Genomic DNA, 22931 nt, shown 5'->3' on the forward strand with positions numbered 1-22931 from the left:
TTTTTGGGGTGATGTATGAGCCGTCATTCCCGCGCAGGCGGGAATCCTATCCGTTCGGTTTCCGTTGTTTTTGAGTTTCGGTTTTTCCGATAAATTTCTGCAGTTTCCGGATCTGGATTCCCGCTTTCGCGGGAATGACGAATCCATCCATACGGAAACCTGCACCACGTCATTCCTACGAACCTACATCCCGTCATTCCCACGAAAGTGGGAATCCAGAACGTAAAATCTGAAGAAACCGTTTTATCCGATAAGTTTCCGCACCGACAGACCTAGATTCCCGCCTGTGCGGGAATGACGGCGGAGGAGTTTCAGTTATTTCCGATAAATTTCTGTGGCTTTGGGTTTCCGGATTCCCGTTTTCGCGGGAACGACGGCGGAGAAGTTTCGGTTTTTCCGATAAATTCCCGTGGCTTTGGATTCCCGCTTTCGCGGGAACGACGGCGGAGAAGTTTCAGTTATTTCCGATAAATTTCTGCGGTTTCCGGGTCCGGATTCCCGCTTTTGCGGGAATGACGGCGGCGGCGTTTCAGTTATTTCCGATAAATTCCCGTGGCTTTGGATTCCCGCTTTCGCGGGAATGACGAATCCATCCATACGGAAACCTGCACCACGTCATTCCTACGAACCTACATCCCGTCATTCCCACGAAAGTGGGAATCCAGAACGTAAAATCTGAAGAAACCGTTTTATCCGATAAGTTTCCGCACCGACAGACCTAGATTCCCGCCTGCGCGGGAACGACGGCGGAGAAGTTTCGGTTTTTCCGATAAATTTCTGTGGCTTTGGGTTTCTGGATTCCTGTTTTCGCGGGAATGATGGCGGATGGTTTCTGTTTTTTTGATAACTTCCTGTGATTTTGGATTTTTGGATTCTTATAGTGGATTAACAAAAATCAGGACAAGGCGACGAAGCCGCAGACAGTACAGATAGTACGGAACCGATTCACTTGGTGCTTCAGCACCTTAGAGAATCGTTCTCTTTGAGCTAAGGCGAGGTAACGCCGTACTGGTTTTTGTTAATCCACTATACAAAGCAATTTATCGGAAATGATGAAAAAAGTGGGCTTGAGGGGGTCGGCCTGTCTGCAAAATGCCGTCTGAAGGCTGTTGATGCTTTCAGACGGCATTGTTGTTATTTGATTTTGAAGTGCAGCCAGGCGACGTGCCCCTGTTTGAGGTAGCGGAAGGTTTCATTGAGGTTGCCGACGGGCGGCGGATGGTCGCCGACGATGATGACTTCCACGCCTTTCATTTCGGGGCGTTGGATTAAATCCGCCAGTTGGTCGAAGAATTGGGTGTGCAGGCTGAAGTTGCGGCAGAGGTCGGTTTCGGCGGGTAGGCCGTATTCGGTGCATTTGAGCCTGTGGTTGAAAATGTCGGATTCGGGATAGTCGGCGTGGCTGGTCAGCGTCATCCAGTAAAACAGTCCCTTGTCGTGTTTTTTGAAAAATGCCGACACTTCGCCGAACAGCTCGCTGTCGCACACGCCGCTGAAAATGGCGCAGGTTTTTTTACCGATCAGGTTTTCGGCGGTTTTGATTTCTTGAAAGCCCGCCCTCGGATACCAGCTGAAGCGGTCGTAAAGCGAACTGCCCGCGCCGTGCATCGCAAAGGTGGCGTAACCTTCTTGTTTCAAACGGTTGGGGAGGCAGCGGGCAAATTTTTCGTCGGGCGCGCGGCGCAGTGCAAACCCGCGCAAACCGCCGTAGGCGCACAATTCGCGCATTTCGCCTTCGACCGTCGCGCCGATGAAGGGAAAACTGCCGCTTTCCCAAACTGAAAAACGGTCTTTTTGCGCCAGCAGTTTGGCAAAAGTGGCGTTTTGAAGTTCGGGATTGGCCGGCAGCCCCCAAGATTCGGCGACGATAAAGAGGATTTTTTGAGATTTCGGCTCGTTCAGATGCGTGGCGGCACGCTGTTGATTGCCCAAGGGGAGGAAGACGGGATCGACCAGGCCGGCGGTAATAAAGTCGGCATTCTGGCTGACGGTGTAGAGCATCGCCTGACTTTTGGCGTAATAGAAGTTGTTTGCGCCGAAGATATTGGCCATCCGCCCCCGGTCGTAGTAATTCAAATGGCCGGTGAAATAGCCGGCTGCTGCCACAACGGCGGCGCAGACGGCAAGGTGTCGGAAGTCGGTTTTGGCGGCGGCTTTCTGCAACACAAACGGCATCGCCAGCATATACAGCAGTAACAGCCCGGTCATTATCTGATAAGGGGCGGGGGCGGTCAGGATGAAGGGGACGAGGTTGATGGCGCCGATGAGGTCCATAAAAGGGAAGAGCTGGATGACCATCATCAGCCCGTCAAACAAAACCGCCAGCCAAAACGCCAATACGCCGGCAATTTTGACGAAACGCCAGGGCAGGGCGATCAGCAGCGCGGCGGGAAGGTAGTCCAAATTGACAATCGGGCGGGCGGTGGCGGTCAGCAGTGCCAAAACCCAAAACACCGCATTGGGAGCCAGCAGTATCAGCAGGGACAGCAGCAGCCGTTTCGGCAGGAATGGCGGCAGCGTCCATTGTTTGGAGAGCAGGGCGTGAATATTCATCGTATTTCCTTTTCGGTTGAAACTTCGCCACTCGGACATCTGTCCTTCGGGGCGGCAGGATCAGACTTTATTTGGGAGGCGTAACCCCTTCCAAATCGGGGCAACACATAGGGCGGTGCTTTATATGTCGTCCTGTGTGTTGAAACATCTGCATTTCTTTCTGAAACAGGGGTATTTAAAACAGAGAACCGGATGACAGACCGATGCCGTCCGGGCGCGAAAGTGCAGCACAGTGCGGCAGGGGGCGCGCACGCGTGTCGGGGAAAGGAAAACAGGGAAAAGAGGCGGGCTGAAACCCTGCCTGAAGAAAAGGCGGATTTGAGGGGCGGGAAAAGGGGAATGCGCCGCGCGGAAAGTGCATGCGTCGGCAGGAAGGGGGTTATAATTTTTTGCTTGCTTGCTTGCTTGCTTGCTTGGCGTTTGTCTGTTTCGCATTTTGGGAAGGGCGGCGGATACGGTGTATCGCGCCGCTTTTTTCAGATTCGGATGAGGATGGCGGGGCTGTTGTCCGCAATCGGGCGGTGCGGTTTTACATTACGTCTAACACATCGATGCCCAGCAAATCCAAGCCTTGTTTCAGCGTGTCGCCGGTGAGCTTCGCCAGTTGCAGGCGGCTGTTGCGGCTTGCGCCTTCGGCTTTGAGTATTGTGCAGGCTTCGTAGAAGCGGCTGAACAAGGTAGCGATTTGATAGAGGTAGGCGGCGAGGTAGTGCGGATACGCCGTGTCCGCCACGCTTTGCAGCACGTCTTCGAATTTCAGCAGCTCGGCGGCCAGTTGTTTTTCCAAAGGTTCGGTCAAAACGGTTGGCGCAGTTGCGTCCCATTCGCTTGCTTTGCGGAACACGCTTTGCACGCGGGTGTAGGCGTATTGCAGGTAGGGGGCGGTGTTGCCTTCAAACGAGAGCATGGCGTCCCAGTCGAACACATAATCACTGGTGCGGTTTTTGCTCAAGTCGGCGTATTTGACTGCGCCGATGCCGACGGTTTTGCCGATTTTAGCGGCTTCATCCGCGCCCAATTCGGGATTTTTCTCTTTCACCAAAGCAGTGGCGCGCTCAACGGCTTCGGTCAGCAGATCGACCAGTTTCACGGTGTCGCCGCTGCGCGTTTTGAACGGTTTGCCGTCTTTGCCCATCATCGTGCCGAAGCCGATAAACTCGGCTTTTGCATCTTCCGGCAGATAGCCGGCTTTGCGTGAAGTGGTAAAGAGTTGCTCAAAGTGCAGGGCTTGGCGGTGGTCGACGACGTACAGCAGGCGGTCGGCATGAAGCGTGCCGACACGGTAGCGTAAACACGCCAAGTCGGTGGAAGCATAAAGGAAGCCGCCGCCTTGTTTTTGCACGATAAATGCGGCAGGTTCGCCCTCTTTGTTTTTAAACTCGTCCAAGAACACGACTTTCGCGCCGTCGTCTTCGACCGCCAGACCTTTTTGAACCAAATCATCGACCACGGGCTGCAAATCGTCGTTGTATTTCGATTCGCCCGCCACATCTTCAGGGCGCAGTTTCAAGCCCAGCGTGTCGTAAACGGCTTGGGCGTGCGAGAGCGAAATATCGACAAACTGTTTCCACAACGCCAACACGGTTTCATCGCCGCCTTGCAGCTTCACAACGTATTCGCGTGCGGTATCGGCAAAGGCAGGGTCTTCGTCAAAGCGCACTTTGGCGGCGCGGTAAAACTGCTCCAAGTCCGCAAGTTCAAACGCGGCATTGTCTTTTTGCTGCTCGACCAGATAAGCGACCAACATGCCGAACTGCGTCCCCCAGTCGCCGACGTGGTTTTGACGGATGACGGTGTTGCCCATAAATGCCAACACGCGCGAAATGCTGTCGCCGATGATGCTGGAACGCAGATGACCGACGTGCATTTCCTTTGCCAGATTGGGCGAAGAATAGTCGATAACGACGGTTTTCGGTTGGGCGGTTTTCTCCACGCCGAAACGCGCGTCGTTCAAGGCCGTCTGAATGTTTTGCGCGAGAAATTCGGGGCGCAGACGCAGGTTGATAAAGCCCGGACCGGCTACTTCCGCGCTTTCGATTACGGCGTTGTCCGCCAATGCTTCGGCGACCTTTTGCGCCAATTCGCGCGGATTTTGTTTGGCTTTTTTCGCCGCACCCATCACGCCGTTGATTTGGAAATCGCCGTGTTCGGCGTTTTTGGTCGGCTGCAAAACAATAGGGCTGTCGGCGATGCCTGCGGTGGCAAAGGCGGCGGCGGCTTCGTGTTCGACGGTTTGGTGTAGGTTCATGAAGTTCGGTCTTTCGGTTAAATTCAAATCAGGCGGTATTTTAAAAGAATTTGTACGGCAGCAATAGGAATTGTGGGATTGTTGCCGGGGACTAGGATGTTTGTACGGCGGGAACGCCGAATACCTGCCTCAGGTAGGCAAGGAAGGTGTTGTTGTTGGTCATGGTTTTTCCGGGCGAATCGGAGAGCTTGGCGACGGACTGACCGTTGCATTCGACCAGTTTCAACACGATATTCAAAGGCGTATGCCCCATATCGTTGGTCAGGTTGGTGCCTATGCCGAAACTGGTTTTGAAGCGGTCTTTGAAATATTGGTGCAAAGCCCAAGATCGGTCGATATCCAGTCCGTCGGAGAAGGTCAGCATTTTGGTCCGGCTGTCGATTTTGAGTTTTTTATAGTGTGTGTAGGCTTTGTCCCCCCATTCGTAGGGGTCTCCGCTATCATGCCGCAAACCGTCGAAGAGCTTGGCGAAATAAAGGTCGAAATCGCGCAGGAAGGCATCCATGCCGACCACGTCGGTCAATGCGATACCGAGGTCGCCGCGGTATTCGTGTACCCAGCTTTCGAGCGCGGCTTTTTGGAAATTCCGCAATTGTACGTCGAGGGCCTGGAATGCCTGCAGGAACTCGTGCGCCATGGTGCCGATGGGGGTAATGCCGAGTTTTTTGGCGAGATAAACGTTGCTGGTCCCGCGTACGATGCCGGGGGCGGCTTCAAGCAGGGTGCGGATGACGTGTTCCTGCCATGGGAGGTTGTAGCGGCGGCGTGTGCCGAAGTCGGAAATCAGGAAGGGCGGATCGTCCGGATTCTGTGTGGCGGCTATTTCTTTCAGACGTGCGGCTTTGGCTTGAAGCCGGCGTTCGCCTTCTTCTATGACCGCAGGTGTTTCCAAGCGGCGGAAGTAAAGTTCGTTGACAATGGCAAGGATGAAGATTTCAAAAAACATCGCTTGAATCATGGGGCCTTCGATACGGATGTTCAGACGGCCTTCGGCATCGGTGCCGACTTCGACAAAGCGGCGTTGGAGCTGGAAGAGTTCGAGATAGTCGACGAAATCGCTTTTAATGAAGCGCAGGCTGCGGAGGTAGCCGAGTTCGTCATGGGTGAAGCGCAGTTGGCAGAGTGAGTCAAGTTCCTTTTCCAAGTCTTCCTTGATATCGGCAAGCGGATAGGGAGTTGAGGCATTGCGGCATCGGAATTCGTAAAGGCTGTGTGTCTGCGGAAACTGGTGCAGAACCACTTGCAGCATAGTGAATTTGTAGAGGTCGGTGTCAAGAAGTGAATGTATGATGCCGGTCATATGGCGTGTCTCCCGATTTCTGGTGGCGGCTTAGGACGTATTAGAACATATCACATTTGCCCTGTGTACCGAAAATGCCGTCTGAAGGTCTTTCAGACGGCATGGTTTCAGGATTTTTTCCTTACGGCCGCATTGAGCAGGCAGCCTAAGGCAAAGCAGGTTAAAGAGGGAATAATCCAACCCAGTCCTATGCTGTATAGGGGAAGGGCTTTGTCGATGGCTTTTGCTGCTGTTTCGCTGAAACCGAAGGCGGTTTTGTAGGCATCGAGCAGGCCGACCGCCAGTGCGGGCATCATGGTGCAGAAATAGACGATGCGGCTACCGCCGAACAGCCTGTCGGTCAGGGTCAGCAGGATGAGTACGATGGTCAGCGGATAAAGCAGCATGAGCATGGGGACGGAAATCTGCAGGATGGCTGACAGACCCTTGTTTGCCAAGACAATGGAAACCAGCGTATTGATGATGACGAAGGTTTTGTAGGAAATGCCCGGACAGAGGCGGTTGAAATATTCGGCGCATGAGGTAATCAGGCCGACAGCGGTGGTCAGGCAGGCAAGCAGTACGATAATGCCCAGCAGCAGGTTGCCGCCCAGTCCGAAATAGTATTGTGCCGATTTCGACAATACCAGCGCACCGTTTTCCTGCAAACCGATTCCCGCCACACTGGTTGCCCCCATATAGCCTATCAGCAGGTAAACCGCAGCAAGGCAGCCTGCAGCCATCAGGCCTGATATGGCGGTGGTTTTCAGCAGGTCCGAACGGTTGTCGACCCCCATGGCACGGACGGCGTCGATAACGATAATGGCAAAGACGAGTGAGGCGAGGGCGTCCATCGTGCCGTAGCCTTCCAAAATGCCTTTAATCATCGGGCGGAGGGCAAAATCGCCTTGTGCAGCGAGCGGTGCGCCGATGGGGTTGAGTGCGGCATAACCGACCAATACGGCGATGGTCAGCAGGAGTGCGGGCGTCAGGATTTTTCCGATGCGGCCAACCAATTTGCCCGGAGACATCGAAAGCCAGTAGGCCAGGCCGAAAAAAAGCAGGCTGAATACTGCCTGAGCCATATTCGGGGGAAGGTTGCCGATCAGCGGTAAAACGCCGATTTCAAAGGAAACTGTCGCCGTCCGGGGCAGGGCGAACAGCGGGCCGATGGCAAGGTAGAGGGAGGCGGCAAACGCTATGCCGTACCAGGGGGCGACACGCGAGGCGAGTGCTTCGACATCACGGGAACCCGAGTAGCCGATGGCGATTACGCCCAATAGCGGCAGGCCTGCGCCGGTCAATAAGAAGCCGGGCATGGAAATCAGCCAGTTTTCGCCTGCCTGTTGACCGAGATAGGCGGGATAAATCAGGTTGCCCGCACCAAAAAACAGGGCAAACAGCATCAGTCCGACCGCCCATAATGAGGCTTGGTTTTGTTTGCTTGTCATCATGTTCCTTTTTAAATAGGTCAATCCGGTGTTTCTGTCCCGGTCATGCCGTCTGAAGGCGTTTCTTGATGATTGAGGCTGATTCGAATTTCTCCGAAACCGACTTCCTGCACGATTCTGACCAATCCTTCTTTGGCAAGCTCCAACAGTGCGATGAAGTTGACGACCACGTAAGCCGCACCCTGTTCGGGATTGAACAGGTCGTGAAACCTGCATATTCCGTGTCTGTTCAAACGGCGCAGGATTGCCGTCATTTGCGCTCGCACGGAGATGGTTTCTTTGATCACTTCGTGGCTGCGCGTATGTTTTGCCCGAGAAAGAATGCCCAACCATGCCTGCGTCAAATCGGCGATGTAAACCTCGGGCAGCTTGGCTTCGACGGCAATTTCCAGAGGCAGGTAAGCCCATGCGAAATCCCGTCCGGCTCGGGGCAGCGCGTCCAAACCCTGTGCCGCCAGCTTCATCTGTTCATAAGCCAACAGGCGGCGCACCAACTCGGCACGCGGGTCGGCTTCTTCGTCTTCTACGGCTTCGGTACGCGGCAGCAGCAGGCGCGATTTGATTTCAATCAGCATGGCCGCCATAAGCAGGTATTCCGCCGCCAAATCAAACTGATAGGCTTCCATTTGGGCAATGTAGTGCAGATACTGCTCGGTAATCTTCACCATCGGAATATCCAGTACGTCGATATTCTGTTTGCGGATCAGATACAGCAGTAGATCCAAAGGGCCTTGGAAGCTGCCCAATACGACTTTCAGCGCGTCGGGCGGAATAAACAAATCCTGGGGCAAATCGGTAACGGGTTGACCGAATACCCATGCGACAGTGTGCTCGGATGGTGCAGATGGGGCAGGGATGGGCGGCATGGCGTGAATCGGTAAGTGGATTTTAATATAAGTTTACAAAAGAAAACAATCTGCCGGCATTCACGCATAATGTGGTCGGGCAGATGTTCAGACGGCATTATAACGGCTTTTAAATGCAAATGTTTTGAAAAGGAGCAGGTTGTGAATACGGTCTTGCTAAAACCTCTTAATTAATATAAATGTCTGAATTTTAAGTTTCTTGAGACAATATAATCAGTACTGGCTCTATCTATATAACCAGTAGCTTCTTTTACTTCAATATTATCTACATTACCGTATATTACAGGTAGCGACCCATAAATGATAAATTTATTCCCCAAAATTTTTTTACTAATTGATATATCATCTTCCATAAGTAATTCAGCGTAATTTTTAGCTCTTACTTGAAATCTAAACAATATTTTTCCTGCGTAAATTCTCGCATATGTGGGAGAGTTTATACCATAATCTTTGTATAGATGAACGATAGAAATACATTGTTCATCTATGCAATAATAAGCTACTTTTTGTTGGTCAAGATAACGGCAATATATGTAATACATACTGCAAAGTATCACCACTAATAATGTAAAACTTGTTCTTAGGATACATATTTTGCGATAACGTATCTTATGGTATATACCATATACTACAAAAAATATCGGAATAAGCATTAGTAATAAAAATGAAAAAAAATAACTAAATTATTAACGAATTCCATTAAATAGCTCTCCGATACTTGGTATATTATTAGGAATCATATATTTTATGTTATTTTTTATCCGTATCCTTTTTTGTCCTAAATCATAACCATAGTTTGTTCAAATGCCGTCTGAATCCTGTTTCAGACGGCATTGCTTATTTTTTGCCCGCGATGTGTTCCACCGCCGCCTGTGCGCAATACAGTCCGAACGAAGCGGTAACGAGCATGCTTGCACCGTAGCCCGCGCACGACAAGCCCTGCGGTGCGGCATCGGCAGAACACGTCACGCCCGATTGCGGCGGCGTGATGTTTTCAGTTGAGAACACGCACGGCACGCGCATTTTGGCTTTCGTATCGCGGCTGAAGCCGTAGCGTTTCCGCAAGGTGTAGCGCAGGTTGGCAAGCAGGGGGTCGTGGGTGGTGCGGCTTAAGTCGGCGGTTTGAATCAGGGCGGGATTTTTCTGTCCGCCTGCGCCGCCGCTGATGATAAAAGGCTGACGGTTTTTCACAAAATAAGCAGCCATTGCCGCTTTGACGCGGACTTGGTCGATGGCGTCAATGACGAAATCAAAGCCCTTGCCAAACAGGGTTTCGATATTGTCTTCACTGACAAAATCTTCAATTTCAAACACTTGGCATTCTGGGTTGATTTGGGCGACTCGTTCGCGCAAGGCGGTAACTTTCGCCTTGCCGAAGTTGTCGGTCAGGGCGTGCAGCTGGCGGTTGACATTCGATTCGGCAACGTTGTCCAAATCAATCAAAGTCAAACGTCCGATGCCCGTCCGCGCCAAAGCCTCGACCGCCCACGAGCCGACACCGCCCACGCCGACTACGCAGACGTGTGCCTGTGAAAAGTGCGCCAAGGCAGAGTCTCCGTAGAGTCTGGCGATGCCGCCGAAGCGTCGCGAAGAGGTCAAAGCGTTGTCGGACATGGTCGAATCCTGCAAGATTGCGTCAAATCAAAAAGTGAACGAAAGCCGGCAAAAAATGCCTGACTGCACGGAAGCGGCATATTATACTGGAAAGCAGTCAGGCTGTTCGGCTGTTGTATAAAGCCCGACGGCGGGTCTATAATGAAACGGCGCAAACTGTCCCTGCGCCCATCCGACAAGACGGCACCGCGAGGCGGTGCAAAAGGAGAATACGATATGTACAAACATCTGGTCGTTGCCGTTGACGGCAGTGAAACTTCCATCAATGCCCTGAAACATGCCGCCGAACTTGCAGGAGTCAACAGCGCGCGCCTGACTTTGGTGCACGTTGCCAACCCTGCCGAATATATGGCACTTGCCCCTGAATTTTTGCAACACGAGAGTTACGAGGCAGCCGCCATTGCACAAGGCAACGAGGTTTTGGATGCCGCCGAGCGCACCGCCCGGGAACTGGGTGTGGAAAATACCGTCAAACACCTGCTGGTTGCCAATAAGGGCGCGCGCGAAATGGCGCAGGATTTGGTCGATTATGCCGATGAAAACGGTGCCGACCTGCTGGTGTTGGGTACGCACGGACGTACCGGGCTGATGCACCTTTTAATGGGCAGTTTCGCCGAAACGGTAATGCGCCAAAGCCACCTGCCGCTTTTGATTATCCGCAGCAAAGCCGAAGAGGCGTAGAAATTTTCAGTTTGAAGGCCTTAAATGTGATTTTTCATATTTAAGGCTTTTTAATTTATCTGTTTTTAACGGGAGGGCAGTATGCCTGATTACATCCGCATCTCGCGCGCCGCGGACAGCCTGCGCGATATCAAAATCACCCCTCATTTCCTGCCGCATACGGACGGTTCGTGTCTTATTGAATGCGGTAATACCAAAGTGATTTGTACCGCTTCCATAGATGAAAACGTCCCACCGTTTTTGCGCGGTAAAAACCAAGGCTGGGTAACGGCGGAATACGGGATGCTGCCTGCATCCACCGCTTCCCGGATGCGCCGCGAAGCTTCGGCGGGCAAACAGTCCGGGCGCACGCAGGAAATCCAACGTTTGATCGGGCGTTCGCTGCGCGCGGTCGTGGATATGGAAAAACTCGGCGAACGACAAATTTTGATTGATTGCGATGTGATTCAGGCGGACGGAGGCACGCGCACGGCTTCGATTACCGGTGCGTTCGTCGCGTTGCAAATCGCCGTCGGAAAATTGCTTTCAGACGGCATATTGACCGAAAATCCCATCCGCGAAGCCGTTGCCGCCGTATCCGCAGGCGTAGTGAACGGCGTGCCGCTTTTGGATTTGGATTATCCCGAAGACTCCGGCTGCGACAGTGATGTGAACATCGTCATGACCGCTTCGGGCAAAATCATCGAAATACAGGGGACGGCGGAAGGCGCGCCGTTCAGTTTGGACGAGTTGGGCAAACTGGTTGCACTGGCGCAAAAAGGCATAGGCGAACTGCTGCGTTATCAGCAAAATGCGTTGTCCACTGCCTGATTGTCGTCCGGATGCCGTCTGAAAACCGTTCAGACGGCATTTTGTCAAAAATCTGAAAGAACAGGTTTTTTGCTGACCGCTGTCAAACGGCAGGCGGGAAAGCGCAGTCCGTTCTTGAACTTCATGTAAAAAATAGTAATAATAGCCGCTTTTCCAGCAAACTATGCTGCCCGACCAATCCCACACAAGAAAGCACGAAACATGGCGTTAATCGTACACAAATACGGCGGCACATCGGTAGGCTCGCCCGAACGCATCAAAAACGTAGCCAAACGTGTCGCCAAAGTCCGCGCCGAAGGACACGACATCGTCGTCGTCGTATCCGCCATGAGCGGCGAAACCAACCGCCTGGTTGCGCTGGCGCACGAAATGCAGGAGCACCCCGATCCGCGAGAATTGGACGTGGTTTTGTCTACCGGCGAACAGGTTACCATCGGCCTTTTGGCGATGGCATTGAAAGACATCGGCGTGGATGCCAAGAGCTACACCGGCTGGCAGGTCGCCCTCAAAACCGATACTGCCCACACCAAAGCCCGCATCGAAAGCATCGATGACGAAAAAATGCGCGTCGACCTCGCCGAAGGCAAAGTCGTCATCGTCGCCGGCTTCCAAGGCATCAGCAGCGAAGGCGATATTTCCACGCTCGGACGCGGCGGTTCCGACACTTCCGCCGTTGCGCTCGCCGCAGCCCTCAAAGCGGACGAATGCCAAATCTATACCGATGTAGACGGCGTTTACACCACCGACCCCCGCGTCGTACCCGAAGCGCACCGCATGGATACGGTTACATTTGAAGAAATGATTGAACTGGCTAGCCTCGGTTCGAAAGTTTTGCAAATCCGTTCAGTAGAATTCGCCGGAAAATACAAAGTGCGCCTGCGCGTACTGAGCAGCCTGCAAGACGGCGGCAACGGCACCTTAATTACCTTTGAAGAGGACGACAACATGGAAAGAGCTGCCGTAACCGGTATCGCATTCGACAAAAACCAAGCCCGCATCAACGTGCGCGGTGTGCCCGATAAGCCCGGCGTCGCTTATCAGATTTTGGGCGCGGTCGCCGATGCCAACATTGAAGTCGATATGATTATCCAAAATGTCGGCAGCGAAGGCACAACCGATTTTTCTTTCACCGTACCGCGCGGCGATTACAAACAGACTTTGGAAATCCTGTCGGAACGTCAAGACAGTATCGGCGCAGCTTCTATCGACGGCGACGACACCGTGTGCAAAGTCTCCGCAGTCGGTTTGGGTATGCGTTCGCACGTCGGCGTAGCCGCCAAAATCTTCCGTACCCTTGCAGAAGAAGGCATCAACATCCAAATGATTTCAACTTCTGAAATCAAAGTTTCCGTATTGATTGATGAAAAATATATGGAACTGGCAACCAGGGTATTGCATAAAGCCTTTGATTTGGGCTGATTGCCTGAGTCGGTGTCTAATTAGCAACGGCACAGCCTTTATCGGGCTGTGCCGTTTTGTCTGCCGTCTGAACGTTCAGACGGCATATTTTTAATCCTCCCGACGGAGAAAACCATTTCTGCTTTTAAAATTTGCAGCTCATCGTGATTAAAGATGTTTCAATCGGTAAAAAACTTGAGGCCGTCTTAGATAATTAGAATAAGCCCTTGCGTTACTAATTGTTTTAAGCGTTAAGCGGTAAGCGGCAGGGGCAAAAGGATAATGGCAGGGCAGTGCGGCTTTATGGTCTGAACGGGGCGTATGCCCATTCCCCGGGTTTTAAATCCAAATCAAACAGTTTCAGTCTGCCGCTTGCCACTCTGACCAGACGCAGGCAGGGATAGCCCGCCTTGGCGGTCATTCGTCTGACTTGGCGGTTTTTACCCTCGGAAATGGTGATTTTTATCCAAAAATCGGGAACGGTTTTGCGGACGCGTATCGGCGGGATGCGCTCCCATAACGAATCTGCTTCTCCGTGTTTCAAGATGCGGACGCTTGCCGGACGGGTAACGAAATCGCCTAAGTCTATCCCTTTTCTTAAACTTTCCAACCGGGTTTCGTCGGGTACGCCCTCCAGTTGCGCCCAGTAGGTTTTGGGGTGTTTGAATTTGGGGTCGGTAATTTGTGCCTGAAGTCTGCCGTCGTCGGTCAGCAGAAGCAGCCCCTCGCTGTCGGTGTCGAGCCTGCCGGCGGGGTAGAAGCCGGGCAGGCCGATAAAGTCTTTGAGGCTTTTGTGTTTTTCGTGCGGCGAAAATTGGCAGATTACGCCGTAGGGTTTGTTGAAGGCGATGAGGTTTTTCATGGTTGGTCTATAGGGGTTTGATGCCGGATATTGTAGCCGTTTGCCTTTTTGTGTGGAACTTCAAGATAAAATGCCGTCTGAAATCGGTTTCAGACGGCATTTGTTTCAAGCAGGCTTAACAGCAGCGTCCGCCGTTTGCGCCGCAGCGGCGTTTGCGACAATAGTCTTGAAATTGCAGCTTGGTCATCACGGGGGCGTTGGGATTATGTTTGCGTTGCTGTGCAACGTAGTTTTCATAATCGGGCACGCCTGCCATCAAGTTTGCCGTCAGCTTGATGGTTTTCCACCAAGACGCGAGCTTATGCTTCACTTTGTACCTCCGGCTGTTTGCCGTCGCGGTACACCGCCGGGATTTCTTTGGCGGTCGGCCAGCCGACTTTGCGTGCTTTGAGGGCGGTACGCAAACCGTACGCGGCGACAATCACGACAACCGACAAGAAGAGGATGGTCAGACCGGCATTGATTTTGTCGTTGAAGATGATTTGCGCCATTTCGCCGATGTCTTTAGCGGGCGCAAGGACTTCGTTTTTAGCCAATGCGTCGCTGTATTTGCCGGCGTGGGCAAGGAAGCTGACGCGCGGGTCGCTGTGGAACAGTTTTTGCAGGCCGGCGTAGCAGGTTACGAACAGTACGCCGACGGCGGGAACGAGTGCTACCCAGACATAACGGTCGCGTTTCATCTTAATCAGTACAACGGCGCACATAATCAAGGCCACGCCTGCCAGCATTTGGTTGGCGATGCCGAACAAAGGCCAGAGCGAGTTAATGCCGCCCAGCGGGTCGGTTACGCCGGTGTAGAGGAAGTAGCCCCACAATGCCACGGCGAAGAAGGTCGCAATCAGGTTGGCGGGGATGGAGTCGGTGTTGCCGAAAGGTTTGTAGAAGATACTGCCTAAGTCTTGAATCATAAAACGTGCGACGCGCGTACCGGCATCGACGGCGGTCAGGATGAACAAGGCTTCAAACAACAGGGCGAAGTGATACCAGAACGCCATCATCGCCTCGCCAGGAATCAGACGGCTCATAATGTGCGCCATACCGACTGCGAGGGTAGGTGCACCGCCTGCACGGGAAAGGATGGTGTTTTCGCCGACTTCTTTAGCGGTGTGCAACAGGGTTGCTGCATCGACAGGGAATTGCAGCTTGGCGGTAATCACTTCGGCGGCGGTATTGGCATCCGTACCGATCAGCGCGGCAGGGCTGTTCATTGCAAAGTACACGCCGGGATCAAGCGATGCGGCGGCGGCAAGCGCCATAATCGCCACGAAACTTTCCATCAACATACCGCCGTAACCGATCATACGGACGTGGGTTTCGTTTTCCAGCATTTTCGGCGTGGTGCCGGAGGAAATCAGCGCGTGGAAGCCCGAAACCGCACCGCAGGCGATGGTAATGAACAAGAACGGGAACAATGCGCCTGAGAATACCGGGCCGGAACCGTCGATAAAGTGGGTAACCGCAGGCATTTGCAAAGCGGGATTGACGATGACGATGCCCAAAGCCAAAGCCGCAATCGTACCGATTTTCAGGAAGGTGGAGAGATAGTCGCGCGGAGTGAGCAGTAACCATACGGGCAATACGGAGGCGACAAAGCCGTAAATCATAATCGCCCAAGTGAGCTGGATGCCGTCAAGGTCGAACCAATGCCCGATGGAACTTTTCGCCACATCTTCGCCGTAAATTACCGCCAGCATCAGCAAAATAAAGCCGACGATGGAAATCTCGCCGATTTTGCCCGGACGGATATAACGCGTGTAAATACCCATAAACAGCGCAATCGGCATAGTTGCTGCAATGGTGAACGTACCCCAAGGGCTGTGAACAAGTGCTTTTACGACAATCAACGCCAACACCGCCATAATGATGACCATAATCATCAAAATACCGATGGAGGCAATCACGCCGGGGACAGTGCCGAGTTCCTGTTTCACAATATCGCCCAAAGACTTACCGTCGCGGCGCATAGAGACGAACAAGACCATCATATCCTGTACCGCACCGGCAAATACCACGCCGAAGATAATCCACAAAGTACCGGGCAGGTAACCCATTTGCGCTGCTAAAACCGGACCGACCAAAGGGCCCGCGCCCGCAATCGCGGCAAAGTGGTGTCCGAACAGTACGCCTTTGTGCGTCGGAACGTAGTCCAAGCCGTCATTGTGGCGTTCTGCCGGAGTCAGGCGGTTAGGATCGAGCCGCATCACGCGGTTGGCGATGTAGAGGCTGTAAAAACGGTAGGCGATGCAGTAAACGGATATGGCGGCGGTAACCATCCATACCGCGCTGACCTGTTCGCCTCGGCTGAGAGCCAGAGTGGTAAAGGATGCTAAGCCGACCAGTACCACTATGCCCCAAATGAGGAAGGTTTTGAGTGATTTCATCGAATAAATCCTTATCTCACACTGTCGGAATATGCCTGAACGGCGGGAAACGGCCGAACCGCCTGCCGGCACGGGCACAAACCGGAGTCTGAATGATTGACGAAGTATGAAACAGTGCGCTTGTCGGGATTTGTGCCTTATGCCCGCATCAAACAGTGCAGGAATGTACGCGCACAAAACGTTAAACGCCGAACAGGATTTTAACGCAAATTAGCACACTGATAGCGGTTTTTACTTGGAATTTGGAAAAAATTTACATTCCTTCGGGCGGGCAGGGAGGTTCAGACGGCATCGTCAGGCAAAAGGCGGCGCCGGAAGAAGGGTAAAGAAGGGGCGCGCAATCCGGATTATCAATTCATCGTGTTTCCTTTTCGGTTGAACCTCCGCCCTTTAGGGCGGTAGAATCAGACTTTATTTGGGAGGGGCGCAACCCCTTCCGAATCAGGACGGCACATAGGGCGGTGCTTTACTGTGTGTTGAAACATATTTTCTTTTTATTGGGGAGCTTTTATGAATATCAGGTTTTTCGCGCTGACCGTACCGGTTTTGTCCCTGGCGGCCTGTGCCGTGCCGGAGGCATATGATGACGGCGGACGCGGGCATATGCCGTCCGTTCAAAACCAAGCCGGCCCGGACGATTTTCGGACGTTTTCCTGTGAGAACGGTTTGTCTGTGCGCGTCCGCCATTTGGACGGCGGCAAAATCGCGTTGCGGCTGGACGGCAGGCGTGCCGTCCTCTCTTCCGACGTTGCCGCATCCGGCGAACGCTATACCGCCGAACACGGTTTGTTCGGAAACGGAACCGAGTGGCACCAGAAAGGCGGCGAAGCCTTTTTCGGCTTTACCGATGCCTACGGCAATTCGGTCGAAACTTCCTGCCGCGCCCGTTAAACGGGGCAGCCTGTTTGAACCGCCGTCCGGATTTTTCGGGCGGTTTTTTATGCCGGATTTGTTTTGCAGTTCGGCCTCCGGCAGGGTTTTGGCTGCCTGATACCGTCCGTAACTTCGGGTATTGCCGAGTTTGTCGGCAACGGCCGCTGTGGCTTGGGTGGCGTTTTTACCAAACTCCTGCATTACTTCCCTTTGTAGGTCGATCTCTTTGGCAACCGCGTCTTTGTCGAAGCTGTTTTTCAGACGGCCTTTTGAATTCATACAAGCTATGGCTTGCTTATATTTATAATTGTATAAATTTCCAATAATCTCGTCCTTCAATTTTCCAGTAACAGAATTCGTCCGGTATTAAATACCCAAAATCCATCGCTTTTGAAAACCAGCCATCATAGACATAATCTTCATGACATCTGTCCCAATCCATATGTAAGTACACTTCAGTGTCAAAATTGACATAGAATAAAGGCAGCCTCGAGGAAATCTGATTGATTTTTAAGAAATCACTTTGCTGGCCGGAGTCTGAGATAGGATCATTGTACGACAGCTTGTTCTCAACAACGGAATATAACCTTACTGTTTCATCAGAAGTAAATCCCTGAAACATCAGTTCCTTCAATTCATCCTTTTTTAATTCAATGACTGAATCTGATTGAAGATAGTTTTCGAAATTGTCCTTAGTTAACTGCCAGATGCCGTTTCGGTAATAACAACTATTTATTTCATCCTGATATTGTTCTAACGTAATATTACCGTTTTTAAAATCCAAATCTAAGTCTAATTTCATGTTTAATATGAAATTTTCCTTATAATCAATCAAATAATATATCTTTTTCTTATGGACAAAAATAGATATGTATTGAATATACTGAAAGATGTTATCCAATAATTCAGATTTAAATTTCTCAATCTTTTCCATATTTGCCAAATTCCTTAATAACTTTATCTTCAGCAAGCCGTAGCCCGCATTAAACCTGTGCAGGTAAGGTGTGTGCGGTACGCACGCGGGCTTTGAGTGTGATAAAAAAGATCGTCTGAAACAAGTTTCCGGCTTTCAGACGGCCTTTTATCAAATATTATCGGCAGCGGCTCAATGCTAACCTTAAACCTGTTCCGATTTCTTCAGGGCTGTTATCCAATGATAAAATTACATCGTCTGCATCAATGGCATCCCACGCTTCCAGCTTGACATGGCGGCTCGGGCTGATTTTCAGGCAGCCGTTGTGCAGCCGAATATCCACGTTCATCATGTTTTTAAATAGGGCGCGTTTGGTTTTATAGCCCAAGTTCCCGCATAGCTTGGCAACCCAATCCTCATAGCGTGGTTTCAAACTTTCCTGTTTTAAAAAATCAATACGTTCAGCTTCGTTGTCTAACGTCCTGCTGTTTGCTAACGCTTGCAAGACCGTCGTGCCTAAAGTTTCATTGTCGGTATCCAATGGCAGGATATGGGGGGGATATAGGTGGTCTATTGCCGTTAACCCCAAACCTGAATATGTTTGAACAATCAGAGCTTCTTCATTCGCATAAAAAACTGCCCAATAATTTTGATCCTGTTTAAAAATCATTATTCGATCTCCGTAATTTTGACTGTAATGTTTTGACTTTTGCCATACTCTACCACACGTTGCAACTGTAATCTTTGCTCCTTATATATTGTACCCCATCAAAGGGCTGCATTACTTTTCTTTCTAAAGATTACCATTGTATAAAAAGTATTTTTCTTAAACGACAGGGATTGCGCCCGCGCCATATTCAGACACCGCCCGGATGTTGCGCTGCCCGATCGGATGCTTCAGACGGCATCGGAAGGGTTTGCGGTTTTGGAATATGAAGATGATAATGTCCGCGAGATTGACGGCATTTGAAAGCGGTTATTCCGCATACCGGAGGACACGAAATGAACGAATATTCCCAATTAATCAAGCATCCCGATATTTCCCTTTCCCCGATTTCAGACGGCATCAAAGTCGATAATCCGGCAACGGGCGAGACTTTGGCGTTTGTCCGCAAGACGGATTCGGACAAGCTGAAAAACCTGATTCAAAAGGCAGCTGCAGCGCAAAAATTATGGGCGGCAAAAACTGCGTTGGAACGCGCCGATGTGTTGTGGCGTTGGTATTTTCTGATAAAGGAAAACAAAGAAGCACTGGCGCGCCTGATGACGATGGAGCAGGGCAAAAGCCTGACCGAGGCGCGCGGCGAAATTGATTATGCGGCTTCGTTTGTGCGCTGGTTTGCCGAAGAGACGCGGCGGATTGACGGCGATGTGCTGACGAGCGTGAAAGCGTCGCAAAAACTGGTCGTGTTGAAACAGCCCGTCGGCGTTACTGCTGCAATTACGCCGTGGAACTTCCCGTCTGCGATGATTGCGCGCAAGGCCGCGCCTGCTTTGGCGGTGGGCTGCGCGATGATAGTCAAACCTGCATCGCTCACGCCTTTAAGCGCGTATGCATTGGCTGTACTAGCTTACGAAGCGGGCGTACCGCAGGATTTGTTGCCTGTTGTCAGTGGTAGTGCTTCGGAAATCAGTCATGAATTTGCCACGAACCCGACCGTGCGCAAAATCAGCTTCACCGGTTCGACCGAAGTCGGCGCGAAAATTTTTGCCGACAGCGCGGCGGACATTAAAAAACTCAGTTTGGAACTGGGCGGCAACGCGCCGTTTATCGTGTTTGACGATGCCGATTTGGACAAAGCCGTCGAAGGCGCACTCGCCAGCAAGTTCCGCAACAGCGGTCAGACCTGCGTCTGTACCAACCGCGTGTACGCTCAATCCGGCATTTACGACGAATTTTGCCGCAAATTAAGTGAAAAAGTGGCGACGCTCAAATTGGGCAACGGCTTGGAGGATGGCGTAAACCAAGGGCCGCTGATTGGGGAAAAAGCGGTAGAAAAAGTCGAGCAGCACATCGCCGACGCGCTTGCTAAAGGTGCAAGCTGCCTGACCGGCGGCAAACGCAGCGCGTTGGGCGGAACGTTTTTTGAGCCGACTGTTTTAAGCAACGTTACGGCGCAAATGGCGGTAGCTCGCGAGGAAACCTTCGGGCCGTTGTGTCCGGTGTTCCGTTTTGAAACCGAAGCCGAAGTCATCGCGGCCGCCAACGATACGGAATACGGTTTGGCTGCTTATCTTTATACGGCTGATACCTCCCGCCAATGGCGCGTCGGCGAAGCCTTGGAATACGGCATGGTCGGCATCAATACGGGCTTAATCAGTAATGAAGTGGCACCGTTTGGCGGCGTGAAACGCAGCAGTTTGGGGCGCGAAGGTGGCAAATACGGTGCGGACGAATATCTGGAATTGAAGTATTTGTGTATTGATGTCGGGTAAGATATGCCGTCTGAACAGCAGGGTTTCAGACGGTGCAGCATTTTAAGCAGTCTCTATCTGTTGTACAATGCGCCCTGTTTTACGGTTATTTTTGATTTGAATAAGATATGATGGAAAACGGAAAAACAGTCCCGAGATGGCGGTTTGCGTTGAAAAATGCGGGCTGGCACCTCTTAATCAGCCTGTCGGTCGCAGGACTGGCGGCATTGCTGGTTTTTAAGGTTTGGTATCCTTATCCTTATGCCGAGCTGACGGGCGGTCTGTCGCTTTATAAGCTGGTGGTGGCTGTCGATATTGTATGCGGCCCGCTGCTGACGCTGATATTGTCCAGTCCGAAAAAGACAAGCAGGGCGCGGATTGTGGATTTTTCCCTGACCGGCGCGATTCAGCTTGCCGCATTGGCATACGGTCTGCACAGCGTTTCTTTGGCGCGCCCCGTGATAGAGGCGTTTGAAAAAGACAGGATTAATATTGTAACCGCCGCCGAAGTGGCGGTTGAAGATTTGCACAAAGCGCCGGAAGGACTGCAAAGCCTGTCGTGGTTCGGCATCCGCCGCGTCGGGCTGAAAGAGCCGGATACGGCGGACGAACAAAACAAAACCTTGGATTTGTCTATGCAGGGCATAGAGCCGAGTATGCGCCCGGACCGGTGGCTGCCGTATTCCCGTCAAGAGGCGGAGAAAATCCGTAAGGCGATGAAGCCGCTGAAAAAATTGGCAGACGCGAGAAAAATCGCCGTTGCCGATATTTTGAAGCAGGCAGATATTTCCGAAGATAAAGACTGGTATTTCCTGCCCTTTACCGGCAGCAGGCAGAAAGATTGGATCGTGGTGCTGGACGCGCAGGGAAATGCACGGGGCTACGCGCCGATAGACGGCTTTATCGCCGACTGAGCCCGATGCCGTCTGAAACCGGCGTTCAGACGGCATCCCTAAATATGCCGGACATTGCAAACACAACGGCGGCCTTGCCGCCGTACCGTCGAGGAACACGAAAATCATGGATTTCAGTTGGTTGGCAGAGCCGCATACCTGGATAGGTTTTGCCACGCTTTTGGTGTTGGAAGTCGTATTGGGGATAGACAATCTTGTCTTTGTGGCGATTTTGGCAAACAAGGTCCAGCCCGCACGGCGCGACCGCGCACGGATTACCGGGCTGGGGCTGGCAGTCGTCATCCGCATCATTATGCTTGCTTTTATGGCGCACATCATCACGCTGACCGAACCGCTGTTCCAAATCGGCGGCCTCGCCGTTTCCGGCAAGGACATGATTATGCTCGCGGGCGGTATTTTCCTGCTTTACAAAGCCACTACCGAACTGCACGAACGCCTCGAAGGGCACAACCGGTTTACCGTTTCCGACAACCAAAAAAAACACGCGCCGTTTTGGGGCGTGGTCGCGCAAATCCTGATACTGGATGCCGTGTTTTCCATCGATTCGGTCATCACCGCCGTAGCGATGGTCGATCACATCGTCGTGGCGATGGGCGCGGTCGTCGTCGCGATGGCGGTGATGATTTCCGCCAGCAAACTCTTGACCGAATTTGTGGACAGGCATCCTACCGTCGTGATGCTCTGCCTTGGTTTTTTGTTGATGATCGGTTTCAGCCTGATTGCCGAAGCCTTCCATTTCCACATTCCCAAAGGCTATCTCTACGCCGCCATCGGCTTCTCGATTTTAATCGAGCTGTTTAACCAGATTTCGCAGCGCAACAGCCGCAAAAACGACTATATCGGCAGCTCGTGGCGCAAGCGCACCGCCGAAAACGTCTTGGGCATGATGGGCATACGCGAAAGCGTGCTTGCCGACGCGGGCGGCGAATCCGGGGACGACGCTCATTTTGAAGAAAACGAAAAATCGATGATACGCAGCGTGCTGACGCTTGCCGAACGCCCGATTATGGGGGTGATGATCCCACGCCGCGACATCGAACGGCTGGACATTTCCCAAAGCCGCGAAGAACAGTATGCCCAACTGCAAAACACGCCTTACAGCCGCCTGCTCGTTGTCGGAAAGGCGGGCGTGGACGAACCTTTGGGCTACATCAACAAAAAAGACCTGCTGTCCCAACTGCTGGAAACAGGCGGTCTCGACATTCAGACGGCATTGCGCCAGCCGCTCGTCCTACCCGACGGCACGACCGCCTTGGGCGCGCTCGAACTCTTCCGCCAAAGCAGCGCGGATTACGCCCTCGTTGTGGACGAGTTCGGCGCGGTGTTGGGTATGGTGACGATGAAAGACCTGTTGGAAGCCATTGCCGGCGACTTTCCCGAAGAATTCGAGCGCGAAGAAGAACCCGCCGTTCAGGGGAATCCCGATGAAAGCCTGACGGTGGAAGGCGCGTTGGAATATGTGGAGCTGGCATCACAACTCAATCTGCCGCAGCAGGAGGAAGATACCGATTTCCATACGGTTGCCGGGCTGATTATGGAAGAATTGCAAACCATTCCCGATGTCGGCAATTTTGCCGATTTTCACGGCTGGCGGTTTGAAGTGGTCGAAAAAGAAGGGCAGCGTATCGAGCGGGTCAGGATTACTAGGCTGCCCGAAGAATAAGGCGGGATAC

Annotated in this window: 18 protein-coding genes and 2 pseudogenes; 7 read left to right on the forward strand and 13 right to left on the reverse strand. The window is 52.2% G+C overall.

Features of this window, described 5'->3' with window-relative positions; all coding sequences use genetic code 11:
* Positions 1–1134 precede the first annotated feature (1134 nt).
* The 7 genes and pseudogenes from Q9J79_RS03850 to Q9J79_RS03880 all read right to left on the reverse strand — a co-directional run bounded on the left by Q9J79_RS03850 (position 1135) and on the right by Q9J79_RS03880 (position 10011).
* Positions 1135–2553, reverse strand: a complete 1419-nt coding sequence (locus Q9J79_RS03850; protein WP_301911910.1) for a sulfatase-like hydrolase/transferase — start codon at positions 2551–2553, stop codon at positions 1135–1137.
* Positions 2554–3082: 529 nt separating this feature from the next.
* On the reverse strand, positions 3083–4801 hold the full coding sequence (gene argS / locus Q9J79_RS03855) for an arginine--tRNA ligase (RefSeq protein ID WP_301911909.1): 1719 nt from the start codon (positions 4799–4801) through the stop codon (positions 3083–3085).
* A gap of 91 nt (positions 4802–4892) precedes the next feature.
* On the reverse strand, positions 4893–6101 hold the full coding sequence (gene pncB / locus Q9J79_RS03860) for a nicotinate phosphoribosyltransferase (protein WP_107996607.1): 1209 nt from the start codon (positions 6099–6101) through the stop codon (positions 4893–4895).
* 107 nt (positions 6102–6208) lie between these two features.
* Positions 6209–7534 (reverse strand): branched-chain amino acid transport system II carrier protein, encoded by a 1326-nt coding sequence (gene brnQ, locus Q9J79_RS03865; protein WP_301911908.1) that lies wholly within the window; start codon positions 7532–7534, stop codon positions 6209–6211.
* Positions 7535–7551: 17 nt separating this feature from the next.
* Complete coding sequence (locus Q9J79_RS03870; protein ID WP_301911907.1) at positions 7552–8397, reverse strand: segregation and condensation protein A; 846 nt, start codon at positions 8395–8397, stop codon at positions 7552–7554.
* Between the two features lie 170 nt (positions 8398–8567).
* A pseudogene (locus Q9J79_RS03875) lies at positions 8568–9097 on the reverse strand (hypothetical protein).
* 137 nt (positions 9098–9234) lie between these two features.
* Positions 9235–10011 (reverse strand): tRNA threonylcarbamoyladenosine dehydratase, encoded by a 777-nt coding sequence (locus Q9J79_RS03880; protein WP_301911905.1) that lies wholly within the window; start codon positions 10009–10011, stop codon positions 9235–9237.
* Between the two features lie 216 nt (positions 10012–10227).
* Here Q9J79_RS03880 and Q9J79_RS03885 point away from each other — a divergent pair, with 216 nt between their 5' ends.
* The 3 genes from Q9J79_RS03885 to Q9J79_RS03895 all read left to right on the forward strand — a co-directional run bounded on the left by Q9J79_RS03885 (position 10228) and on the right by Q9J79_RS03895 (position 12921).
* Positions 10228–10692, forward strand: a complete 465-nt coding sequence (locus tag Q9J79_RS03885) for a universal stress protein (protein WP_025457029.1) — start codon at positions 10228–10230, stop codon at positions 10690–10692.
* Positions 10693–10773: 81 nt separating this feature from the next.
* A complete protein-coding gene (gene rph, locus Q9J79_RS03890) occupies positions 10774–11502 on the forward strand; it encodes a ribonuclease PH (RefSeq protein ID WP_301911903.1) in 729 nt (242 codons plus the stop codon).
* A gap of 201 nt (positions 11503–11703) precedes the next feature.
* A complete protein-coding gene (locus tag Q9J79_RS03895) occupies positions 11704–12921 on the forward strand; it encodes an aspartate kinase (protein ID WP_301911901.1) in 1218 nt (405 codons plus the stop codon).
* Positions 12922–13201: 280 nt separating this feature from the next.
* Here Q9J79_RS03895 and Q9J79_RS03900 read toward each other — a convergent pair whose 3' ends face one another.
* The 3 genes from Q9J79_RS03900 to Q9J79_RS03910 all read right to left on the reverse strand — a co-directional run bounded on the left by Q9J79_RS03900 (position 13202) and on the right by Q9J79_RS03910 (position 16143).
* Positions 13202–13762: an rRNA large subunit pseudouridine synthase E gene (locus tag Q9J79_RS03900; protein ID WP_301911899.1), complete on the reverse strand. Its 561-nt coding sequence runs from the start codon at positions 13760–13762 to the stop codon at positions 13202–13204.
* Positions 13763–13877: 115 nt separating this feature from the next.
* Positions 13878–14072 carry a YbdD/YjiX family protein gene (locus Q9J79_RS03905; protein ID WP_002212918.1) on the reverse strand — a complete coding sequence of 65 codons (195 nt, stop codon included), beginning with the start codon at positions 14070–14072 and terminating at the stop codon, positions 13878–13880.
* Positions 14062–16143, reverse strand: coding sequence for a carbon starvation CstA family protein (locus Q9J79_RS03910; protein WP_301911897.1), 2082 nt, complete (start codon positions 16141–16143; stop codon positions 14062–14064). The genes Q9J79_RS03905 and Q9J79_RS03910 overlap by 11 nt, the downstream gene beginning before the upstream one ends.
* 510 nt (positions 16144–16653) lie before the next feature.
* Here Q9J79_RS03910 and Q9J79_RS03915 point away from each other — a divergent pair.
* Positions 16654–17034 (forward strand): MliC family protein, encoded by a 381-nt coding sequence (locus Q9J79_RS03915; protein WP_301911896.1) that lies wholly within the window; start codon positions 16654–16656, stop codon positions 17032–17034.
* A gap of 60 nt (positions 17035–17094) precedes the next feature.
* Here Q9J79_RS03915 and Q9J79_RS10430 read toward each other — a convergent pair.
* From Q9J79_RS10430 to Q9J79_RS03925, 3 genes and pseudogenes are all read right to left on the reverse strand, one after another.
* Positions 17095–17283: pseudogene (locus Q9J79_RS10430) on the reverse strand (hemagglutinin repeat-containing protein); the annotation flags it as partial.
* A gap of 34 nt (positions 17284–17317) precedes the next feature.
* On the reverse strand, positions 17318–17950 hold the full coding sequence (locus Q9J79_RS03920) for a hypothetical protein (protein WP_301911895.1): 633 nt from the start codon (positions 17948–17950) through the stop codon (positions 17318–17320).
* A gap of 157 nt (positions 17951–18107) precedes the next feature.
* The gene (locus Q9J79_RS03925; protein ID WP_301911894.1) at positions 18108–18599 is read right to left on the reverse strand and encodes a contact-dependent growth inhibition system immunity protein; all 492 of its coding nucleotides are present in this window, start codon (positions 18597–18599) and stop codon (positions 18108–18110) included.
* Between the two features lie 332 nt (positions 18600–18931).
* On the opposite strand from Q9J79_RS03925, the gene Q9J79_RS03930 reads away from it, so the two are divergent.
* From Q9J79_RS03930 to Q9J79_RS03940, 3 genes are all read left to right on the forward strand, one after another.
* The gene (locus tag Q9J79_RS03930) at positions 18932–20365 is read left to right on the forward strand and encodes an NAD-dependent succinate-semialdehyde dehydrogenase (RefSeq protein ID WP_301911893.1); all 1434 of its coding nucleotides are present in this window, start codon (positions 18932–18934) and stop codon (positions 20363–20365) included.
* A gap of 107 nt (positions 20366–20472) precedes the next feature.
* Positions 20473–21258, forward strand: a complete 786-nt coding sequence (locus Q9J79_RS03935; RefSeq protein WP_301911892.1) for a fimb protein — start codon at positions 20473–20475, stop codon at positions 21256–21258.
* Between the two features lie 106 nt (positions 21259–21364).
* A complete protein-coding gene (locus tag Q9J79_RS03940) occupies positions 21365–22921 on the forward strand; it encodes a TerC family protein (RefSeq protein WP_301911890.1) in 1557 nt (518 codons plus the stop codon).
* The last annotated feature ends 10 nt before the right edge of the window (positions 22922–22931 follow it).

Source organism: Neisseria viridiae, assembly GCF_962747995.1.
Lineage (GTDB): Bacteria > Pseudomonadota > Gammaproteobacteria > Burkholderiales > Neisseriaceae > Neisseria > Neisseria viridiae.